Source organism: Mycobacterium sp., assembly GCF_035499775.1.
Taxonomy (GTDB): Bacteria; Actinomycetota; Actinomycetes; order Mycobacteriales; family Mycobacteriaceae; genus Mycobacterium.
On the sequence record NZ_DATJYB010000311.1, the window covers coordinates 1 to 20,203 of the forward strand.

Consider the following 20,203-nt stretch of genomic DNA (forward strand, 5'->3'; position numbering starts at 1 on the left):
GCAGGCCGGAGCGTGGGAGGGCCCCAGCGCCGAGTCGTATGTGGCCGCCCATGCGCCGTATGTGGCTTGGCTAGCCCAGGCGGCCGCCAACGCTACCGCCACGGCCGCACAACAGGAGACCACCGCCGTCGCGTACACCACCGCGCTGGCCGCCATGCCCACCCTGGGCGAGCTGGGCGCCAACCACGCCACCCACGCGGTGCTGCTGGCCACGAATTTCTTTGGAATCAACACCATCCCGATCGCACTCAACGAGGCCGACTATGTGCGGATGTGGATTCAGGCCGCCACCACCATGAGCACCTACCAAGCGGTCTCCGCGCAGGCGGCGGCGACGGTACCGAGCACGCCGCCGGCACCCCCCGTACTGAAATCCGCCGCCACCGACCCCTCCCCCGGCAACATCCTCACTGACTGGGAAAACTTCGTCCAGACCGTTGTGGATGGGTTGTTCGGCGTGCAGGGCCCGCCCCCAATCGATTCCCTCAACGGATTCCCCGCGGCGGTGCTCGCCTTCTTGGAGAATCCTTCCCCGGCCCTCCTTGGTCCACTGGTGTTCGCAGCGACCTATGAAGTCACTTTCGACACGCTGTTCTTGTCGCCCGCGGCTTTGTTGAGCACTCCGTTACTGCCGTTCGTCGGCCTACCCGGTCTTGCGAGTGTCGCCGGACTTGCGGGTCTGGCCGGACTTGCCGGCTTAAAGCTGCCCGCCGGCGGCCAGATTCCGGAATTTCCGCCGACCGAGGCGCGGCCGGCTGCGGGGAACCTAACTGCGGTCGCAGCGCCCGGGACTGCCGCGTCGGCCGCGTCGACCGCGACGGGTGGGTCGGCTCCCGCGTCAGCGCCCGGCTCCGCGCCGGCAACGGCACCCGCACCGGCGGCCGGTATACCCGGTTTCGGCTATCTGGTGTCCGGCCGTGGACCCGACGAGGACGGCCCGACACTGATCGGCCGTGGCAAGGTCAAGGCGCCGTCGGCGGATATCGTCGCGGCGGCCGCAGCCCCGTCACGGGCATCGACGCAGGAGCGGTCGCGGCGACGCCGGCGGACCGAGATGAGGGGCCGCGGCGACGAATACGTCGACATCGACTCCGAACTGGACGTGCCGCCGGACGGCGCACCCGCCCCGATAGCCGCCTCAAACCAGGGTGCCCGATCGTTGGGATTCACCGGGACAGCGTCCAAGGCCGACGGGGTCCGCCCGGAAGGGCTGATGGCTCTGGCTGGTGGCTTCGGTGCCGGACCAACCACGCCGAGATTGCCGCACACCTGGAGCCGCGACCGCGGCGAAGAATCGCCGGGATCCGGTGGGCCGGAGGATTCAGCGCAGACGGAAAAGCGGTACGAATAACCGTGCTTCAATGAGGGAGCCGTGATGGCGATTGAGGCAGAGGGGGCAGCGTGTCACTTCTGACGGTGACGCCCGAGTCGTTGGTATCGGCGGCAGCGGATTTGGAGCGCATCCGTTCGGCGCTGGATGCAGCACATGCGGCGGCCGCTGCACCAACCACTTGGCTGATGGGCGCCGGCGCTGATGAAGTATCGGCGGCCGTGGCAACGTTATTTGCCGGCTACGGCCAGGAGTTTCAGGCACTCAGCGTGCAGGCCAGTGCATTTCATCAGCAGTTTGTTCAGGCGGTGACTTCGGGGGCTGGATCGTATCTGGCCGCGGAGGCGCTGAACGCATTGCCGTTGCAGACAGCGCAGGACGATTTGCTGGCTTCGATCAATGCACCGGCCCTGTTTGGGCGCCCCCTGACCGGCGATGGTGCAAACGTGACGGCCGCGACTCCCGCAGCTACCAACGCCGGCGTCGCCACGATGATCATGGGCGGCACCGGCAACCCCGTCCCAAACAACACCTACCTGACCAACGTCTACAACGCCTACATCCAGCCGCACATCGCTCCCCAGACTGCCACCCCGACCGGTTTGACCACCCCCGAGCAGGGCTTCCCGTTGACCGGCCTCAACAGTTTGACCTTCGATACGTCGGTTGCTCAGGGGCGTCAGATTCTGCAGCAGGCGATCGCAGCCCAACCGGCGGGAACTCAAACCGTCGTTTTCGGGTTTTCCCAAAGCGCCACCATCGCCACCGAGTACCTACAGGGCATCGCCAACGGTTCCATTCCACCGCCTTCGACCCAGTTAAGCTTCGTACTGGCCGGCAATCCCAACAATCCCAACGGCGGTTTGTTCGAACGCTTCGTCGGGTTATACCTACCCGGTTTCAACGAAACACTCGGTGGTGCGACACCCGACTTGTCCTACCCGACCTACATCTACTCCATCCAATACGACGGCTTCGCCGACTTTCCCCGCTACCCGCTCAACTTCCTCGCAGACGCCAACGCCGTTGCCGGCCTGTACTACGACCACCTCAGTCCGACTCCCGCATACGAGAGCCTGACACCTCAGCAGGTTGCGACGGCGATCGTCGAGCCGGTATCTCCCGGAGCTACGGGCCATACCACCTACTACATGATTCCGACCCAGGACCTGCCGCTGCTGAGGCCGCTGAACCTGCCGCAGCCGCTGCTCAACTTGATCCAACCGGACTTGAGAGTGCTGATCGACATGGGTTACGGCGATATCGGCGGAGCCAATACCGACTACGCGGATCTACCCACGCCTGCCAGCCTGATCCACCTGGTCAACCCGATCACCGTCGGCACCGACCTGATCAAGGGAGCCACGCAAGGCGTGCAGGCGGACCTGGTGCTAGCAGGAGTGCTTCCGCAGTCGGCCATGCCCGACACGTACCCGTTTGTTCCGTCTCTGGATCCGGGTCTGTCGATTAACCTGGGTCAGCCCAGCGTCACCGGCGTGTCTGCGGTGACGACCGCCGTCGGCTCGCTGCTACGCGCTCTGGATATCCCTCCCCTCGGGAATGGTTGAGCGTGGTCGACCCGGACAAGACCTTGGCTTAACCGCCGGTGTCCCTGGCAGCACGTCGAGGTCGCGAAATTCGTGTGGCACTACCCGCGCACCGCTGGCCGGGTACAACAGCCGTCGCCGCCTAACTGGCGGCGATTGATGTCTCTCCCGACGCTGTCGTAACCAGACGTTGCCGGAACTCTTCAAATGAAATTGGATGCACGCGCCCATCCAGGCGAGCCCTGGCTGTGTTGACCTGCGAATCAGCAAGTCGCTGTGACCTGCTGTTTTTTGGTGGAGGCAATAGGAAGAAACTCGAACCTCGGTCACCTCTGTAAAAGGTGGTCTGAACTGCGTAAACGAATCGCCGAGTCACAGGCGCGGTCACCTCTGTTGGCCCAAGACACCCCAAAGTGTCGCGGCGAGTACTACGACGGCGTTTCAGCCTGCCGCGAAATAGCGACGCCGCTCTCGCCGTACTAGCGCTGTCATCGTCGCACTCTTGGTCGCTGGGGTCGCGATTGCTGGCTCTCGGTCGACGAAGACCCCGGCTTAGTCGTGAGCTCACGTTTATCCCGCGGAGAACAGGTCGCCTGGCGCTGGACGCCGCGCGGTGAGATCACGCCGGAGCGGCTTGGATTACGGACGATCGAGGACCCGGTGTGATGGATTCCAGCCTAAAACCGTTGTCGCTCAACAGCCGGCTCCATTCGGTAGCCATGCGCTCACGACCACCTAGCAGAACCAGCATGTGCAGGTCCAGGAGTGCCATCGGGTGGGCGGTGGCAGCTTCGGGTAGGACTTGCTCCACGATCAGCAGACGGCCACGTTCCGGGATCGCCCGCCGACAACTCCTGAGAATCTTCCCCGCGGATTCGTCATCCCAGTCATGCAGAATCTGCGACATCACATAAACATCCCCGTTGGGAGGGACTTCTTCGAAGAAGCTCCCGCCGACGATTGTCGTTCGGTCATCGATGCCTGCCGAGTGGAGTTTCGACTCCGACTCCGAAACGACATGGGGCAAGTCGAACAGCACGCCCCTCAAGTGTGCATGACCTCGCAGCAGGCGAGAAATCAGTGCGCCCTCCCCACCGCCGATATCGACGACGGTCCCTACTTCCGACCAGTCGCGGTTGAGCAGCGGTAACAAACGCATCTCGACCAGTCCAGCTTGGCCCCCGGCGAACTCTTTTGCAGCAAGCGGCTTTTCGGACAACCAATCGAAGAACGGCTTTTCGAAGGCTTCTGAAAAGGACTCCTTGCCGGTTCGGACAGAATGAAGCGCGTGTCCCCACGCGGTGTAAGCCTCATTCGACATCAGTTTGACCAAATGCCGTAGCGAACCGGGCGTGTCAATTCGCAACAGCTCACCAGCCTCAGTCAGGGAGAATCGCCCGAGGCTGTCTTCTTCGAACAAACCTTCTGCGACGAGCACTCGTAGGAATCGACGGAGCGCATCGGCGTTCGCGCCCACGCTCGTTGCAAGATCATGCTGCGAGCGAGGTCCATCCGAGAGTATTTCGGGCACACCGAGTTCGCAGACGGCCGAAATAGCCTGGGACACGATGTATCCCATGATTTGCCTTCTGACCCGCTCGTTTGTTTCGCTCATGGTCACGCCGCCGCGGGCAGCCCAGGAAAGAGCGAGGACTTGGCCGCAGTCTGTAGGTACGATGCGCCTGCCGTCCCTCCGGTACCGGGTACAGATCCGATGATCTTCCGCGTGATGCCCCAGTGGCCCTGTTTCATCGCACCCCATGTGCGGTCGAGGCGGCGCATCGATTCCTCGAAATGCAGTGCGTCGGCCAGCGTGCTTCGCCTCGAAAGATAAGCGCACTGCAGGGTAGCCTCCCTGGCATCGACGTGCTGAATGTGATGAGGGCGCCGATCTGCCGGCGCGCATGAGAACTGGATCTCGCGAAACGCGCGCGACTGAACAGCACTCCGGCCGTTGGTGAAGCCGCGAATGACGGAGAAGGCGTCGATCGGCATCGTGGTCAGGACTCGAAAGAGCATAGGTATGGCTTCCAGCCGGCCGGATGCCCGGTCGAGGCAGTCCGCTGCATGTGCGGTCTCGCCAGCCAGGAGGTTCCGCGTCGCCGATGAGATTGCTGTCGCAGTCTGCCGGTACAGACCCTCGAAGATTTGGATGCAGCGGATGAACATCTGCTCGTCATGCAGGCGGGTGGTTGGCAGCAGTGTCAGCCGAACTGCAGTGGCGATGTCGTTAGGGACGCTTTCCAGCGCCAGTGCCGCCGCGGATGCAAACGATTCGTAATGGCAGCCGGCGTGAGCCATTGCCGCCGCACCCGTGGCCGCCAGGCTTGGATCGAGTACGTAATCGGGTGCGAACCGACCAAGTTGCGTTACGACGCGGGTCGCTGCGCGCGCCCTGGCCAATTGCGGGCCATGAGGAGACGCCGCGGCCGCCCTCGTCTCCAACAGCGCGAGGTCGATCGCCGCGGCCGCGATGTATGCATCTACGCGTTCACAATCTGCGGGTCGCTGCGCGGATTCAACCACGTGGTCGAAGTAGTCGAGGCCGACGTATGTCGAATAGGTGCCGTGATCTGTGTCGAACGTCATCGGCAGCCACGCGGCGAGAATCGGATCGTCCAGGCGCCTACCGTGGAGATCCCTCAGCTTGGCTGCAACGTCTGGCCGCACCCGGTTTCGTCCGACCGCCCGGTAATGGGCAACGACAGCACTGAACGGAAACTCTGCGTGCCCTGCCTGCCATCTCCGAAGCGTTCGCTCTATTTCGGTACCCGACAATTGAGTGGGCGCACCGCGGTACGCGTGAAGGCACCCGCCACCCACGCCGATTGCGCCGCTGTCGACCAACTTCGCCTCGGCCTCGAGCAACGCGTCGGAAACCAATTCGGGATTCTGCTCAGAATCACGCGCAGACCTTTTCCTTTCCACGGGCTTGCCGGACGTCGTTCCGGCTGCGCTCGTTATCGACGAGGCCGCACGGGCGTGTGACTGGATCCAGTCGACGTCTTGCTGGTCTTCGGTGTACGTAGTCATGAGGGAAATAGTCCTTGTCAACCACGGTTTCCGTAATCGCTGCGAAGCCAGATTCCACTTGTGAAAAGGGAGGATTTCCTATCCGCCCGGTAAGGGCTAGGGTCCGCTCGGCCATCGCCGCCGCACGGTGGTGATGCCGACCAACGCGCACAGCGCGCCCAGCCTCAGCCACACCACGCTCGCACTGCCGGCGCCGACCGCGCCGTCCACCAGATCGGTGTTCAACCGCCCAAGCGATCCCGCCAGGGACAACATTTCCACCGGACCTGGAATCAAAATTCGACTGCGACGCCGGGGTCAGTTTGCTCACGCAGTTTGGAATCAGACCGCACCAATGCCAACGCTGAGGAACCCATTCGGGTCGTTGGCTTCATGACCGAAGGGACTCGGGGTTGCTTACCAGATGGATAGGAAACCCTTCCCATTCAGGAGAGCAAATCTGGCTTCCCAGCGATTACGGAACCACTTCCTGATCATCATCATTGTCCTCATGACTACTCGGTTATGCAGACGCAGTACCCATTTCATCCCAGTGGAGTCGTTTAAATGAAACTTGTCATCCTGCATCGCGTTCCGTATTCCTTCATCGAATACCATCGTGTGATCGATCACGGGCTCCACGATGTCGTCTACGTGGGCACGAGCGCGCAGCTTGCGACTCTCCCTTCCGACCTTCCCTGCAAGAGGGTAGAAAGGCCGGGTCACGCAGGTCTGGTCGAAGAAGTTCTCACCTTGTTTTCTCCCGACGATCACATCGATAGGGTAATCAGCGTCTCCCAATACGAGACCATGGAAGCAGCACAGATCCGGCGGGGCCTGGGGGTGGAAGGGGAAATGCCGGAGCAGGTCCATATAGTGAACGACAAGGTGGCGATGAAAGCCGCGGTCGCAGCAGCGGGACTTCGCGTACCCAGGTTTGCGCGGTGCTACGAGGCACTCACATCTTCATCTGCGGATGCCGCTCCTTGGACTGGCAAGACGGTCCTTAAACCCGTCGATGGAACCGCCAGCAACGACGTCCTCGTTTTCTCCACCTACGCTGACGCCGTCACTGCGATCGCCAATCACTCCACAGGTCTGGAAGGCTGGGATCCGGGGCGGTTCCAACTTGAGGAGTACGTGGAGGGGCCGATCCTCCACTTTGATGGCGTGATGCTTGCCGGCGACCCGGTCGCGATCGTCGCCAGCAAATATTTAGGCACCTGCCTCGAGTTTGCCCAAGGTGTTCCACAGGGGTCGATTCAACTCGACGACGATGGTGGGCGCTGCCAGGTAGCACTTGACTATCTTCGGGCTGTCGGCATCTGCAATGGCTCATTTCATCTTGAAATGATCGAGGCCGTTGACGGAATGGTTTTCCTTGAGGTCGCAGCCCGCCCCGGAGGGGGCGATATCGTGGAGACATTCCGGCTTGCCACGGGCATTGACCTAATTACAGCTGGTTTGGCCATAAGCCTCGATCGGTCACCTCTCGATGTCAATCCGCTGAAACAGTGGTTCGAAAGGAAGGCGGGTAGCAGGACATATGGAGATTTCATGTTCCCAGGTCACCGGCTTGAATCGCGGCACTGCGCGATTAAGGGGAGCGAAAAATTTCGAGACCATCCAGATGTGCTCAAATGGAAGCAGCTGGAAGCAGACACTTCCCTTCCAAAGAAAGTGAGCTATTTCGATTTTGAGCTACCGGTCTGCGGCATAGTAGCGGGAAGCTCGAGCTCTGAAGTTGAATCACTGATCCGCGAAATTTTGACGACCGTGCAAGTCATCCCAACTGGAGATCCTATCTCGTGCCTCACATCTGGATGATAGGGCGATACGGATGTGGCTATGCGGGTCTAGAGGTGCTTGACGTCATGAGCAACCGCCGGTCGTAAACCGGCGGTACTCGGATGCGAGCGTATCGACCAAGGCAGATCCAGCAAAGCGGACATCGTCGATACTGGAAACTGCCGTGATCTCCATCGCAGTCCCACACAAGAATGCCCCGTCGAAGGCTTCAAGCTCGACGTATGAAATGTCGCGTTCCACCACGGAAATGTTCAATTGCGGACACAGCTCCTCGATGATCAGCTTTCTGGTAATTCCTGCCAGAGCTAGTTCCGTGGTAGGTGTGAATAATGTGTCGCCCTGGGTAAAAAAGATGTTCGAGCCGCTCGATTCACACACCATTGCGGTTGTGGAAAGAAAGAGGACGTCGTCACAGTCGACAGGCTTTTTGCGGTAGCTCAAATAGCTCAACGCGTAGTTCGACGACGATTTTGCCTGATATGGATGGCACGATGCGGGTGGTCGTCGCCACGCTGCCGTCGTAAGCCGATACGGCTGGGCTGTCGAAACCGACGGAAAAGGAAGGGCAAATATGACAACCTTGCTCGAGCAACCCTGGCCCTTGAAGCTGATATCCGCATCGTCGTAATAAACTATCGGCTTGATATATGCATCTGCCAACTGATTGACCCGCAATAACTCGTAGCAGGCCTCGGTCAGCTCCAGATTCGAATACGGCACGGTGTGCCCGAATACATTAGCCGACCGATGCAACCTGTCCAAGTGGTCTTCACACTTGAGTATTCTTCCGTCGTAGCTGCGGATACCCTCGAAGACAGACGACGCATACGACAACGAATGAATGGCAGGCGACAATCTCACCTCGTGACTTCTGACGAACCTACCATCGTCCCAGACGACGTCGCTGATCATTCGGGTTCCCTTCGAGGTGCTGCGGCTTTGTCAGTCATTCCCGCGAATTCGTTCATCGCGAGTGTGCGGCGTGTGTTTACCGGAATCAGCCAGTTTACTAGGTCGACGATATGATTCGCGCCCAGTCGCATCTTCCCTTCGATGGCTCCCCGGCCCAGGCAAATGTTATCGAACCCCAAGTCACTGGCAAGCCGATACAACTGATAAAGACCGGCGATGTACAAATTGAGTCCATCCGGAACACGGTCGCGGTCTTGACCACCAACCAGCGCCGAAAACACGGCTCGCTCCTCGTCCGCATAACTCAGCGCTCCGTATAGGGGAATATCTGAGGCTTTCTCGTATTCGAGCCTCAGGTAGTATTTCGCTGCATCCATCGAACGTGCCAACATACCCAGAACCTCGCGGGTATAGAGATTTTTCGAATGCCGATATTTCGCTCCATTCAGGGCTTGCAGAACGGCGAAATCGTCCAGGGCTCGATGGCCATCTGATATATCAGACAGTCGGTATATCTCGCTCCGACATGCGTCCTCGGCCTTCGAAGTAATCCTCCTAATCGACTTGTACTGTCTGTCTCCGACCGCTGTCCGCAGGGCGGCATCCATACGTCCTGAGGTACGGAAGTACGCCACCTGCATGAACGGAACTGCAATAGCATTGGCGGCGTGCAAAGCGTCGTTGTACTGCGTTTTGGGAACCGATGGAACCAACAACCAGTCTGAACCGGCTGCCGAATCCAACAACTCCGCCAGCTTCGGCCCGTCGGGCTGGTTCGACACCGGCATATAGAAGTACCCGGGAGCGACATATGCGCCCTCCTGATGCAACGCGTCATTGCTGACTCCTCGATGCTGGAGCACGGCGTCCCAGTGGGCGATCTCGCTCAACGGGAGCCGTGGCTCCGGAACGTTGTGGCTTGCGCAAAACGCACCGCGTTGGGGCTGCCAATCCATCGAATCCCTCTCTATCCTTTCGATCCCGGTCAATGACTGCTGCAGGCGACTTCGTGATGAATCTCGACGAGGCGCCGTTCATCGGTAAAGTGAAATACCCGGTCGCCCAGTTCACGCAGGCGGGGGTTGTGAGTGATGATGAAGAAGAGAGTGTCGGGCAATGCGGACGTCACTGACCCCAATATGGACCGCTCGGCATCCGAATTCAATGACGACGTCGCTTCGTCCAGAATGACGATCGCGGGTGGGTTGACCAGCGCATCCAACAGTGCCAGCCGTTGCAACTCCGTCTTGCTCAGGTTAAGCCGGCCGGTCGAGGGTACTAACTCGTCGAACCCCCCGGGTATGCGCGCAAGGACGTCGTCCAATTCGAGGAAATCAACCGTCCGAGCCAATTTCGCGTCCTCCGGATCATTGAAGTGTTCGGACAGTTTCCCTGGCTTGAAGACCGGACTCGACGTCAGCAGAAGTACGTCTTGCTTGTGCATGTTCGACACGTACCCCGTCGTGCAGCCCAAAGTGGACACGACGCCTGTCGTCGGCTGCAGACCGCCGACAACGAGTTTCGCGAGTGTCGACTTGCCCACCCCGCTTGCACCCGTGATCACCACGACGTCACCTTGATGGAACGACTCCGTGAAACCCTCAAGCAGCAACGCGTTTGACTGCGGGGCAACGAAAGTGACGTCCGAAAACGACACATACGCACCGTCGCCATTCAACGTTGCGCAAGCGCGGTCAGGTTCGGCATTGACGGGACGGGTGAGCAGGCGATCCGCACTGTCCAGCACCTGCCTGAGCTCCACAAGGCATATCCCGACACGTGCGAAGACGGCGATCAGGCTGTAGCAGAGGCTCAATGCAAGCACATTGGCCAAGCCAACGCCACCGTAGGCGTGCATAAGCACCGTTGAACCCACAATGACCGAAAGGAAGGCCAAGCCGATCACGTCAAGCTTGTAAACAAACCATCGGTGCGCCCTCTCATTATCCATAGACGCGAATGTGCGATTCATCAGACTTTCATTCAGCCACCTCACCAGCACCGAGTTGTCCTTCGCGAAATCGAATCTGCTCGACCTCCACGTGAACGCCTCGACCTGCGCGAACAATACGGAAGTCGTTCTGATCACCCGGTCGTTGAAGTATTGCAGTCGGTCGCTTGTTCGCCTCAAACTGTGCCAGTAGGCGAAGCACATTCCGGCGAAGGGCAGCAGCACGAGAACGTTCTTGCTCAGAACGAAACCGGCGGTCGTGACGAGAAACGTCGCCGCGGACAGCGAATGGAGCAGGACTAGGGGGAAGACTTCGTCGACACGCCGTTGATCCCACGTGAGTTTGCTCTGGCTGTCCTGGTTGACCTCCGCAGATATCGATCGATCGAGCGTCGGACTCATAATGTTCGTGAAGTAGTTGACGCACTGTCGACTCGCCGCCCTGATACTGCTTTGTACGACCAATAGCGCACCGGAAATCGACAGGACAGCGCCGACCGAAAATATGCAAACCAGCGCCACCATCGAAGCCCGCGCATTCGAGGTCGAAAGTCCACTCGCCGTGAGGTAATCGCCGGCAATCGTCAGAACTTCCCGGCACAAAAACAGGGCAAGTGCAACGAGCACGACCTTGGCCAACCCCGAGTTCATCAGGCTCCGACGCACCGGTTTCCGACATTCGGACGAGCCCGCGCCGTCGGTACTCTGACGAGAAAGTGTGCGTTCCTCGGAAGTGCTGCCCCGCCTCGTCGTTTCTTGGAAAGAATCCAGTCGCGGCACTGTCAGGTTCGGTTTGACTTCCACAACGGCGCCGTCCGCCACCACCCAGATCTCCTGCGCAGCGTCGATCTCGTCTTGCTTGTCCGTGGCAAAGACAACCGTCGCGTCCTGCCACGGCCCCCGGAGCAGCGAACTCAGCAATCCATGTGCAAGGTCATCGTTCAGCCCCGACGTTGGCTGGTCGATGAAAATGCATGATGGCTCCGCGAGTATCGCGCGAGCGATTTCAAGACGCTTGCCCTGCCCGCGGGAGATATCCCAGTCTGCATTCTCTTCTCGAGAATTGCTTTCGAGGTACTCGGTATAAAAGGTCTCGGGCAGCCTGGACATGCTGATGGCTTCTCGTGCGTCGTCATCAGAAAAGTCGCCCCGGTAAAGACACAGATTTTCGCGCAGCCCCCCCGGGAATACCCATGGTTCGTCAGGGATGAACACGTTTATATGTCGGTCGCGGCTACTCATTCGAGCGGCGGCTTTCAGTACTGATGTTTTCCCGCTACCCGCCGCACCGACGACTGCAATGTGTTTTGCAGATGTCGTCGGTAGCTGTACCGTTCTCGAGTCGGCGCTCGACCGACGGGTCACGGACAGATAGTGCGATACGTTCCGGTGCCCGACCATGCCCTGGGAAATGCTCTGCACAATTTCCGGAACGTTGTTGGCGACCGATCTCAGGCCACCGATCAGCGCCATTGCCGACAACACGCCGGCCGGGTCCACATACCCAACGACGGCTAGCTGGGTGACCGCGGCGGCAAGCATGGCGATAATCGGCGTGAGAGTAGAAATGAGATTGATCAAAGCGACCAGGCGCGCTGCTTTCTTCAGCGCTTGCTCCTCGCCACGACGTTCGTGGGCATACCGGCGGGTCAGTTCGTCGCTCCAGTTCTTAAGCCACGCGTGCAGCCTATTGTTCAATGAAAACGAGGCGACTTCGATGCGAGCCGCCGAGCGCGCGGATTGTTCGGCGTGGACGCCGTTCAAGCGCTTGGTGATCCAGAAGATCACCATCGAACCGACAAAAATTGTTGACAGGGCTGACAAGGCACTCGGCCCTAACGCCATGAAGAAGAATACGGTGGTGAAAGCAATCGTTGCGAGTGCTAGAGCCATGAACACGACGCCCGACCACGCGGCTTGGACGCGCGCTGCCTCACGGTCGAACAGTGTGGTGAAGCCGACCGGCTGGTTCGAACGGTAATCGAAATTCTTCTTTCGCAGCAACCTCTGCTCGATGTATGTCCGGCCTCCTATTCCTGCAAGTTCGGCGAGCAGGAAGGAGTGGTTGAGGGCCACCCATGCCGAAAACGTCAGCAGCATGCAGGTGATTGCGAGCGCCAGGTTCACCACGAGGGGTGTACCGGGCTTGATGAGATGCTCGATAAGCGATTTCAGCGTGATGGCCGCCCCGAAGGCGCAACCAGCATTGACGGTGATTGCCAAGAACGCAAGGCAAACATCTCTGCGGAGCGCTTCGAACACGGATCTGTGCAGACGTTGTTGGTCGTTCGCCCGCACGTCGTCAGCGTGGGCCGAATCGCACCAGCGCTGCCACCTCGAAAGGTGGCAGACATTCGCTGGGCGGCCTGACTGATGGCCGGCTTTGGGAAGCGAAAACCAGACGATTCTCTTCAGCATTTCGATAGCTCGGACGTCGCATCCTCGGCCAATGCAATGAAAGCGATCCTGTCGCACAATTGTGTGATCATCTTCCACCCCTCGGCGAGCGCTTCCCTCAATTCTTCGATCTCGGTCAGCGAGGCTCGATTGAGCAGATCCAATCCCATTGTCACGTGGTCGCCGTCATCCTCCCCGTGGTCTTCGAAGTGTGGAAGGTCCGGGAACGCACGTGCCGCGTGCCGGTGCCAGATTTCGCCACTGCCTTCTAACACAATGTGCATCAGAAGGGTTCGCACCATATCGCTTCGGTAGAGCATCTGTTCCCTGAACCAGTCCATGATCGACAGAAACGTCGGGTCAGTGACCGGGCGATGCCGCGATTGCCGTTGATTTCGGAGGTTATTGTTGTGTCCTAGTTCTTCGACCAAATGGTCCAGCGCGACGTGTTTGTGTTCTGGATCCATCGTCATCGCCACGCGCAGGTGCAAGAGGTCTTGAAACACATCCGACCAGGTTTGCTGGCAATCCAGCAGTCTTTCGCGGACATCGTGATCGGCCAGCGAAGGGTCGTCGATCAACCGCAGCAGTTTGCTGGTTCTGAATTCCTCCAAGTACTTCTTGTTGTCCTCGAGAAGTTGGTCAGCCGGATGGGATTCGGCGGGTGTAAACACTACGTTCGGCTCGTCCGTATTCTCGTACAACGCCCGACCGTTGAATTGGATCGAAAGCGCCCAGAAGCCAAGGTGAGTTCCTTCGAAGCCGTGCCACGTATCGCTCGGTACCAGAACGATGTCGCCCGCGCTGACATCCCGGCGTGTGCTCCCCATCGTTCGTCCCGATCCCTCGCAGACCAGGATCAGACTCGGCTCCGGGTGTTTGTGCACAGGCAGTACCTGCCCACCTTCCAATCTGACCCAGCTGATGGCCAAGTTGCTGGAGGCGGGAATGAATTGCGCCAATTCAGGGTGCTGGGCGAAGATTTTGACGACGCCCAGGTCGTGGACCTGGCCGTCGACCACCGCTTCATTGACCGAAGCGAGGTCATTCCTGGCGATGATTTGCATTGTCAACCTTTCATGTGTTGGTGGGCGACCTTGGGGATCGCGATGGGTTTTCACGAGCAGTACGCGTCGAGAAAGTCGATGGCACGGTGGAAGGCATCACGCTCATTGCCTGCTATGACGATCCAGCCAACCTTGTCTTGATTCGTCCGGGGCCTGCACGCCGATGATTTCGCGGGCCCGATATGAAGCCTGACGATGTCGACGCCGCGCAAAGCTCTCCGAAGCAGCTCCGGCTCGATGGGTTCGTAGAATTGATGCGATGCGGCGTGTGTGTAAAGCGCCCGATTCTCGCGGTCGCAATTGGACTGGGTCGCGTCGCTATGGCAGCGGAGTGTTTCTCTGACTTGACTGACGCCGGTCGTGAGTTCGACCAGGAGCCCGATGTAGTCGCCGCCGACTCGATTGTTGATCTCGATCAGGTGGATTCTGTTATCCGCGATCTTCACTTCGATATGGCACGGCCCGTGCTGATGCTTTATTCGCGTGAGCAATCGTTCACAATAGTCGCTGATCTCGTGGAACTGTTTGGCGACCACGACGTCGGGAGAAATAACGTGCTGTTCCTCCGCCAGGGTGTTCCTATGCAGTTTCTTGTTGGTCACGGCGAGAATCCGATGCTTGCCGTCGATGGTCAAGGTCTCGACACTGACTTCGCGTCCCGGTAGATATTCTTCGGCCAGCATGACGAAGTCTTCTCGGCCCACCTGGGTTAGTGCAATTGCCAATTCGCGCTCGTCGCGGACGATGAACACGGCTTCACTACCAGATCCCGTCGGATCCTTGAGAACTATTCCCCGACGATGCTGGTCGAAAAAGGCTTCGACGGCAGTCGGGGTACGGCATATCGCACTCGCGACGGCGAACTCCGAACCGGCGAGAAATTCCCGCATCATTTGTTTGTCGATGCACAGCCCGCATGCGGCCAGGCTGATTCCAGGGATGGCGAAGCGGTGACTGGCCAGCGCTGCGGGGAGCAAACCGGACTCAGTGAATGAAAAAATGTAGTCCACTCGCTTCGACTGTATGATTCTTTCTATCTCAGCGGCGACGGTGTCCGGCTCGAAATCCGGAACGGGGTGGATGTCATCGGTGAGCGTACGCAGGTTCTCGCCGATTAGTCGCGGGCGCTGTAAGACGCTGAATTCGAAACCCAATCCCGCGAAATGTGTGAACGTCTCATCGTGGCCGCCCACGAGAACGATGTTCTTCATCTCGGTGGGCGCGTGATTCACCATGGCGAACTCGTTATCCACGCAGCTTTCACCGCTTGGTGGCAGCGGGCCAGATAACCGAGTAGTCATGGGAAAATGGTGAATGTTAAGTAGGGGGTTCCGGAATAGCTAGAAAGCCAGACTTCACTGTTGGGAAGGGAAGGGTTTCCTATCTGCGGGGTAAGCCAACCAGGGTCTAAGTTGGTCACCAGGGACTGAGCGAGACCGTGTTGACGGCGTCAACAAGCCAAGATGGTCGATGGGTCGAGGCCGAAGACCTGCACGGGGGCTGACTTTCCCTTCAGCCCAAGCGATCCCCGGTTACCTGGTCAGGACGTCGAGATTGGCCCTGGTTGCTGACGGCTGACAGCAGTTCACAACGGCTATCCCGATCCGGACCGGACTTTGTGTTCAAAATGTGTCCACGAGCAAGTGGCCCTAGCGCCGGCCGTCGCGGATCTGAATCGGTGTCTGGTCATTAACGTTGCTCGATCGTCCGGATGACTTGATGCATCGCTGGATCAGCTGCCAGCCGCCGATCGAGGACGACGTTCACCAGCCCGCGCAGCAGTGCATAGGGCCACCAGCCCAGGCGAGAGTTCCAAGCGCCAATTGTCGTCAAAACTGTCGTCAAACGGCTCTAAGTAGCTTGCCGAGATCCGAGTTTTTCCTGGTGGAGCTAAGGGGACTCGAACCCCTGACCCCCACACTGCCAGTGTGGTGCGCTACCAGCTGCGCCATAGCCCCAAGAAGTTGTGCCCATCGAAGCTACACCACTGGCAAGACGGGTTCAAAGTCCCAGGTCAGAGGGCTCTACTCGATGACCGAATTGACCACTTCCCGGGCCATCTTCTGCACCTCGGCCAGATGATCGGGGCCCTTGAAGGACTCGGCGTAGATCTTGTACACGTCCTCGGTGCCCGACGGCCGGGCGGCAAACCACGCGTTGGGCGTGGTCACCTTGAGCCCGCCCAGCGGAGCGCCGTTGCCGGGCGCGTTGGTCAGCTTCGCGGTGATCGGCTCCCCCGCCAGCTCGGTGGCGCTCACCTGGTCGGCCGACAGCTTGGAGAGCCGTTCTTTCTGGTCGCGGTCAGCAGGCGCGTTGACCCGTGCGTAGAACGGCGTGCCGTACTCGGCGGCCAGCGTCTGGTACCGCTGCGACGGCGTCTCGCCGGTGACGGCCAGGATCTCCGCGGCCAGCAAAGCCATGATGAGGCCGTCCTTGTCGGTGGTCCACACCGATCCGTCGCGCCGCAGAAACGACGCCCCCGCCGATTCCTCGCCGCCGAAGCCGATGGTGCCGCCGATCAGGCCGTCGACGAACCACTTGAACCCTACCGGCACCTCGACGAGCTTGCGGCCGATGCCGGCCACCACCCGGTCGATGATCGAGGAACTGACCACGGTCTTGCCCACCGCGATGCCATCCGGCCAGGACGGGCGGTGCGTGTACAGATAGTCGATGGCCACCGCCAGATAGTGGTTGGGATTCAGCAACCCCGCATCCGGGGTGACGATGCCGTGCCGGTCGGCGTCGGCATCGTTGCCGGTGGCGATCTGATACAGCTCCCGGTTGGCGATCAGCGAGGCCATCGCGTCCGGCGAACTGCAGTCCATCCGGATCTTGCCGTCGGTATCCAGCGTCATGAACCGCCATGTCGCATCGACCAGCGGATTGACCACTTTCAGCTCCAGACCATGCCGCTCAGCGATCGCGCCCCAGTAGTCCACGCTGGCCCCGCCCAGCGGGTCGGCGCCGATTCGCACACCGGCATCGCGGATCGCGGCGATATCCACGACGTTGGGCAGGTCGTCCACATAGTTGCGCATGTAGTCGTGGCGCTGGGCAGTGCTCAGCGCGCGGGCAAACGGCACCCGCTTCACCGCCGCCACGTCACGCAGAATCTCGTTGGCGCGCTTGGCGATTGCGTTGGTCACATCGGTGTCCGCCGGCCCGCCGTTGGGGGGGTTGTACTTGAAACCGCCGTCCGGTGGCGGGTTGTGCGACGGCGTCACGACGATCCCGTCGGCCAGCCCTTCCGTGCGACCCCGGTTGTAGGTGAGGATCGCATGGCTGATCGCCGGCGTCGGGGTGTAGCGGTCGCGGGAGTCCACCACCGCCAGTACTTCGTTGGCGGCAAGCACCTCGAGCGCCGACACCCAGGCCGGTTCCGAAAGGCCATGCGTGTCACGACCGATGAACAACGGACCGGTGATGCCATGCGCCGCGCGGTGCTCGACGATGGCCTGGGTGATGGCCAGGATGTGCGCCTCGTTGAAGGCTCCGTTGAGTGCTGAGCCGCGGTGCCCCGAGGTGCCGAACGCGACCTGCTGGGCGACGTCGTCGGGGTCGGGTTGGACCGAGTAGTAGGCCGTTACCAGATGGGGTAGATCGACAAGGTCTTCGGGCTGGGCCGGTTGACCGGCACGCAGGTTGGCCATGTCTGCCAATTCTGCCCGTACAGCACTCGCCTGTCGCTCTATGCTTCCAAGCGTTCACCGGGATATCGAAGGGAATTGACCGTGGCTAACCACGACTACCGGGAGTTGGCCGCGATTTTCGCCGGTGGAGCGCTGGGCGCGCTGGCCCGGGCAGCGCTGGGCACCCTCGCGGCCCCCGACCCGGCGCGCTGGCCCTGGCCGACGTTCACGGTCAACATCGTCGGGGCCTTCCTGGTCGGCTATTTCACCACCCGGTTGCTGGAGCGATTGCCGCTGTCGAGTTATCGGCGCCCCCTGCTGGGCACCGGCTTGTGCGGCGGGCTGACCACGTTCTCGACGATGCAGGTCGAAACCCTCAAAATGATCGAGCACCACCATTGGGTGCTGGCGGCAAGCTACACCGTGGTCAGCATCGTGTTGGGGTTGCTGGCGGTGCACCTTGCGACGGCATTGGTGCGCCGGGTGCGGGTGCGGTCATGACGACAGCATTGGTCTGGGCGGGTGTCATGGTCATCGGCGGGATCGGGTCGGTGGCGCGCTTTCTGGTGGACCGTGCGGTGGCGCGCCGGATGGCGCGGCCCTTTCCGTTCGGCACGCTGACGGTGAACATCAGCGGTGCCGCGCTGCTCGGGTTTCTGGGCGGCCTGGCACTGAGCAAGGACGCGGCCCTGCTGGCCGGCACCGCGTTCGTCGGGTCCTACACCACGTTTTCCACCTGGATGCTGGAAACCCAGCGGCTTGCCGAGGAGCGCCAGACACGACCGGCGCTGGCCAACATCGTTGTCAGCGTCGGCCTCGGCCTGGCTGCTGCGCTATTCGGACAATTGGTGGCGGGCCAGATATGAACGAGCCGTGCTTGAAGTTGACGACGTACTTCGCCGAACGCCAACGCGCGGCCGGCGACAGGGGCGGGTTTCTGGCCGACGCGATGCTTGATCTGTTCGGCGCCGGCGATGTGGCGACCAGCGTAATGCTGCGCGGTATCGCCAGTTTCGGCCCGAGCCACGAACTGCGCAGTGACGTGTCGCTGAGCCTGTCGGAGGATCCCGCGGTGGCCGTCGCCGCGGTCGATGTCGAGCCGAAGATCCGCTCTTTGGTCCGCGATGTCACGGCGATGACCGGCAGCGGACTGGTGACACTGGAACGCGCGCGGCTGGTCACCCGTCAACTGGGCGGCACCGCCAGTCTCGGCGACTTCGACGGCTACAACGGCGGCCAAAGCGGTGACGGGGCCAAGATCACCGTGTATGTGGGCCGTCAAGAGCACGTCGGCGGGAAGCTGGCCTACATCGCGATCTGTGATCTGCTGCACCGACACGGGTTTGCCGGTGCCATAGTGCTTCTCGGTGTCGACGGCACCGCCCACGGGGAGCGGTGCCGAGCCCGCTTCTTCGCCCGCAACGTCAATGTGCCGCTGATGATCATCGCCACCGGGTCGGTGGCTCAAGTCCGTTCCGCCGCAACGGAACTCGCTGAATTGGTGCCCAACCCACTGCTTACCGTCGAGCGGGTGCGGATCTGCAAACGCGACGGGGAGCTGTTCGCGCGCCCCCAGGAACTGCCGGTGACCGACGACCAGGGTCGCACGCTGTGGCAAAAGCTGATGGTGTACACCGCCGAAGCAACCCGGCACGACGGGCTGCCGATCCATCGCGCGATCGTGCAACAACTGCTGCGGTCCGGGACGGCGCGGGGCGCGACGGTGCTGCGCGGCATCTGGGGATTTCATGGAGACCATAAACCCCACGGCGACAAGCTATTTCAACTGGAACGCAAGGTTCCGGTGACCACGATCATCGTCGACACGCCGGAGTCGATCGCACGCAGCTTCGACATCATCGACGAGCTCACTAATCGCCACGGTCTGGTGACCAGCGAGATGGTCCCGGCCGCCCTTTCGGTCGACGGGGCGCAGCGCGTCGGCGACATCACGTTGGCTCAGTACGACTACTGACTTGCGCAGCCCTGCAACAGCGCGTCTAGCAGCCCCTCGAATCGCGCCTTGGGGCCCGGCCGCGTCAACGCGTGCAAGAGCAGGGTGCCGATCAGCGCGTCGGCTATTGCGTGCAGATCGGCGTCGGCGCTGACCTGCCCGTCCTCGACGGCTCGGTGAAGTCGTGTCATCAACCCGGCGTGTTGGGGTGCGCTCAGCTGCTGGTAGAGCGCCGCGCCGTCGGCCGAGCTGGCCGCCGCGGCGGCGACCAGGGCGCGCACCAGGGCCGCGTTGGGCGGCTCGGCCAGGAAATCGGCATGCTCGTCGAGCCATGACCGTAGGTCGGCGCGGATGTCGCCAGTCTCGGCGACCGGGAACGACCCCGACCCTCCGTAAGCCGCCAAGACCGCTTCGGCGACCAGCGGCGCTTTCGATGACCAGCGCCGGTAGAGAGTCTTCTTCCCCACTCGGGCATGGGCCGCAACGCTTTCCATCGACAATTCGGCGTAACTGCCCGCGGCCAGCAGCTCGCGGGTCGCGGCCAGGATCGCGCGATCCAGCCGGGCATCACGCGGCCGGCCCGGTTGCACTA

16 protein-coding genes and 1 tRNA gene are annotated in these 20,203 nt (G+C 60.9%); 6 read left to right on the forward strand and 11 right to left on the reverse strand.

The features are described 5' to 3' along the window. Both VML93_RS19705 and VML93_RS19710 read left to right on the forward strand, forming a co-directional pair. A partial coding sequence (locus VML93_RS19705; RefSeq protein ID WP_325613255.1) for a PPE family protein occupies positions 1-1,351 on the forward strand: 1,351 nt, incomplete at its 5' end. A gap of 50 nt (positions 1,352-1,401) precedes the next feature. Beyond that, on the forward strand, positions 1,402-2,898 hold the full coding sequence (locus VML93_RS19710; protein WP_325613256.1) for a PE-PPE domain-containing protein: 1,497 nt from the start codon (positions 1,402-1,404) through the stop codon (positions 2,896-2,898). Positions 2,899-3,496: 598 nt separating this feature from the next. On the opposite strand, the gene VML93_RS19715 is transcribed toward VML93_RS19710, so the two are convergent. From VML93_RS19715 to VML93_RS19725, 3 genes are all read right to left on the reverse strand, one after another. After that, a complete protein-coding gene (locus VML93_RS19715) occupies positions 3,497-4,492 on the reverse strand; it encodes a methyltransferase (RefSeq protein WP_325613258.1) in 996 nt (331 codons plus the stop codon). Positions 4,493-4,494: 2 nt separating this feature from the next. Next, a complete protein-coding gene (locus VML93_RS19720; RefSeq protein ID WP_325613260.1) occupies positions 4,495-5,760 on the reverse strand; it encodes a hypothetical protein in 1,266 nt (421 codons plus the stop codon). Positions 5,761-6,006: 246 nt separating this feature from the next. Beyond that, positions 6,007-6,165 carry a hypothetical protein gene (locus tag VML93_RS19725; protein WP_325613261.1) on the reverse strand — a complete coding sequence of 53 codons (159 nt, stop codon included), beginning with the start codon at positions 6,163-6,165 and terminating at the stop codon, positions 6,007-6,009. Between the two features lie 291 nt (positions 6,166-6,456). Between VML93_RS19725 and VML93_RS19730 the strand changes: the two genes are divergently transcribed. Continuing rightward, positions 6,457-7,716 (forward strand): carboxylate--amine ligase, encoded by a 1,260-nt coding sequence (locus VML93_RS19730; RefSeq protein WP_325613263.1) that lies wholly within the window; start codon positions 6,457-6,459, stop codon positions 7,714-7,716. A gap of 45 nt (positions 7,717-7,761) precedes the next feature. Here VML93_RS19730 and VML93_RS19735 read toward each other — a convergent pair whose 3' ends face one another. The 7 genes from VML93_RS19735 to pgm all read right to left on the reverse strand — a co-directional run bounded on the left by VML93_RS19735 (position 7,762) and on the right by pgm (position 17,678). Further along, positions 7,762-8,610, reverse strand: coding sequence for an aminotransferase class IV (locus tag VML93_RS19735; RefSeq protein ID WP_325613265.1), 849 nt, complete (start codon positions 8,608-8,610; stop codon positions 7,762-7,764). Further along, complete coding sequence (locus VML93_RS19740) at positions 8,607-9,500, reverse strand: hypothetical protein (protein ID WP_325613267.1); 894 nt, start codon at positions 9,498-9,500, stop codon at positions 8,607-8,609. The genes VML93_RS19735 and VML93_RS19740 overlap by 4 nt, the downstream gene beginning before the upstream one ends. 95 nt (positions 9,501-9,595) lie before the next feature. Continuing rightward, positions 9,596-12,859: an ATP-binding cassette domain-containing protein gene (locus VML93_RS19745; RefSeq protein ID WP_414686399.1), complete on the reverse strand. Its 3,264-nt coding sequence runs from the start codon at positions 12,857-12,859 to the stop codon at positions 9,596-9,598. A gap of 113 nt (positions 12,860-12,972) precedes the next feature. Beyond that, positions 12,973-14,025, reverse strand: a complete 1,053-nt coding sequence (locus tag VML93_RS19750) for a cupin domain-containing protein (protein WP_325613270.1) — start codon at positions 14,023-14,025, stop codon at positions 12,973-12,975. Between the two features lie 50 nt (positions 14,026-14,075). Continuing rightward, a complete protein-coding gene (locus VML93_RS19755; protein ID WP_325613272.1) occupies positions 14,076-15,278 on the reverse strand; it encodes an ATP-grasp domain-containing protein in 1,203 nt (400 codons plus the stop codon). 629 nt (positions 15,279-15,907) lie between these two features. After that, a tRNA-Ala gene (locus tag VML93_RS19760) sits at positions 15,908-15,983 on the reverse strand. A gap of 66 nt (positions 15,984-16,049) precedes the next feature. Next, positions 16,050-17,678 (reverse strand): phosphoglucomutase (alpha-D-glucose-1,6-bisphosphate-dependent), encoded by a 1,629-nt coding sequence (gene pgm / locus VML93_RS19765; RefSeq protein WP_325613275.1) that lies wholly within the window; start codon positions 17,676-17,678, stop codon positions 16,050-16,052. Positions 17,679-17,759: 81 nt separating this feature from the next. Here pgm and crcB (VML93_RS19770) point away from each other — a divergent pair, with 81 nt between their 5' ends. The 3 genes from crcB (VML93_RS19770) to VML93_RS19780 are packed head-to-tail and all read left to right on the forward strand — an operon-like array spanning position 17,760 to position 19,632. Then, complete coding sequence (gene crcB / locus VML93_RS19770) at positions 17,760-18,158, forward strand: fluoride efflux transporter CrcB (protein WP_325613277.1); 399 nt, start codon at positions 17,760-17,762, stop codon at positions 18,156-18,158. Continuing rightward, positions 18,155-18,523 (forward strand): fluoride efflux transporter CrcB, encoded by a 369-nt coding sequence (crcB, locus tag VML93_RS19775; RefSeq protein WP_325613278.1) that lies wholly within the window; start codon positions 18,155-18,157, stop codon positions 18,521-18,523. Before crcB (VML93_RS19770) ends, crcB (VML93_RS19775) begins: the two co-directional genes overlap by 4 nt. Then, positions 18,520-19,632: a DUF190 domain-containing protein gene (locus VML93_RS19780; RefSeq protein ID WP_325613279.1), complete on the forward strand. Its 1,113-nt coding sequence runs from the start codon at positions 18,520-18,522 to the stop codon at positions 19,630-19,632. The genes crcB (VML93_RS19775) and VML93_RS19780 overlap by 4 nt, the downstream gene beginning before the upstream one ends. Here VML93_RS19780 and VML93_RS19785 read toward each other — a convergent pair. Then, complete coding sequence (locus VML93_RS19785; protein WP_325613281.1) at positions 19,626-20,201, reverse strand: TetR/AcrR family transcriptional regulator; 576 nt, start codon at positions 20,199-20,201, stop codon at positions 19,626-19,628. The genes VML93_RS19780 and VML93_RS19785 overlap by 7 nt on opposite strands. Positions 20,202-20,203 lie beyond the last annotated feature (2 nt).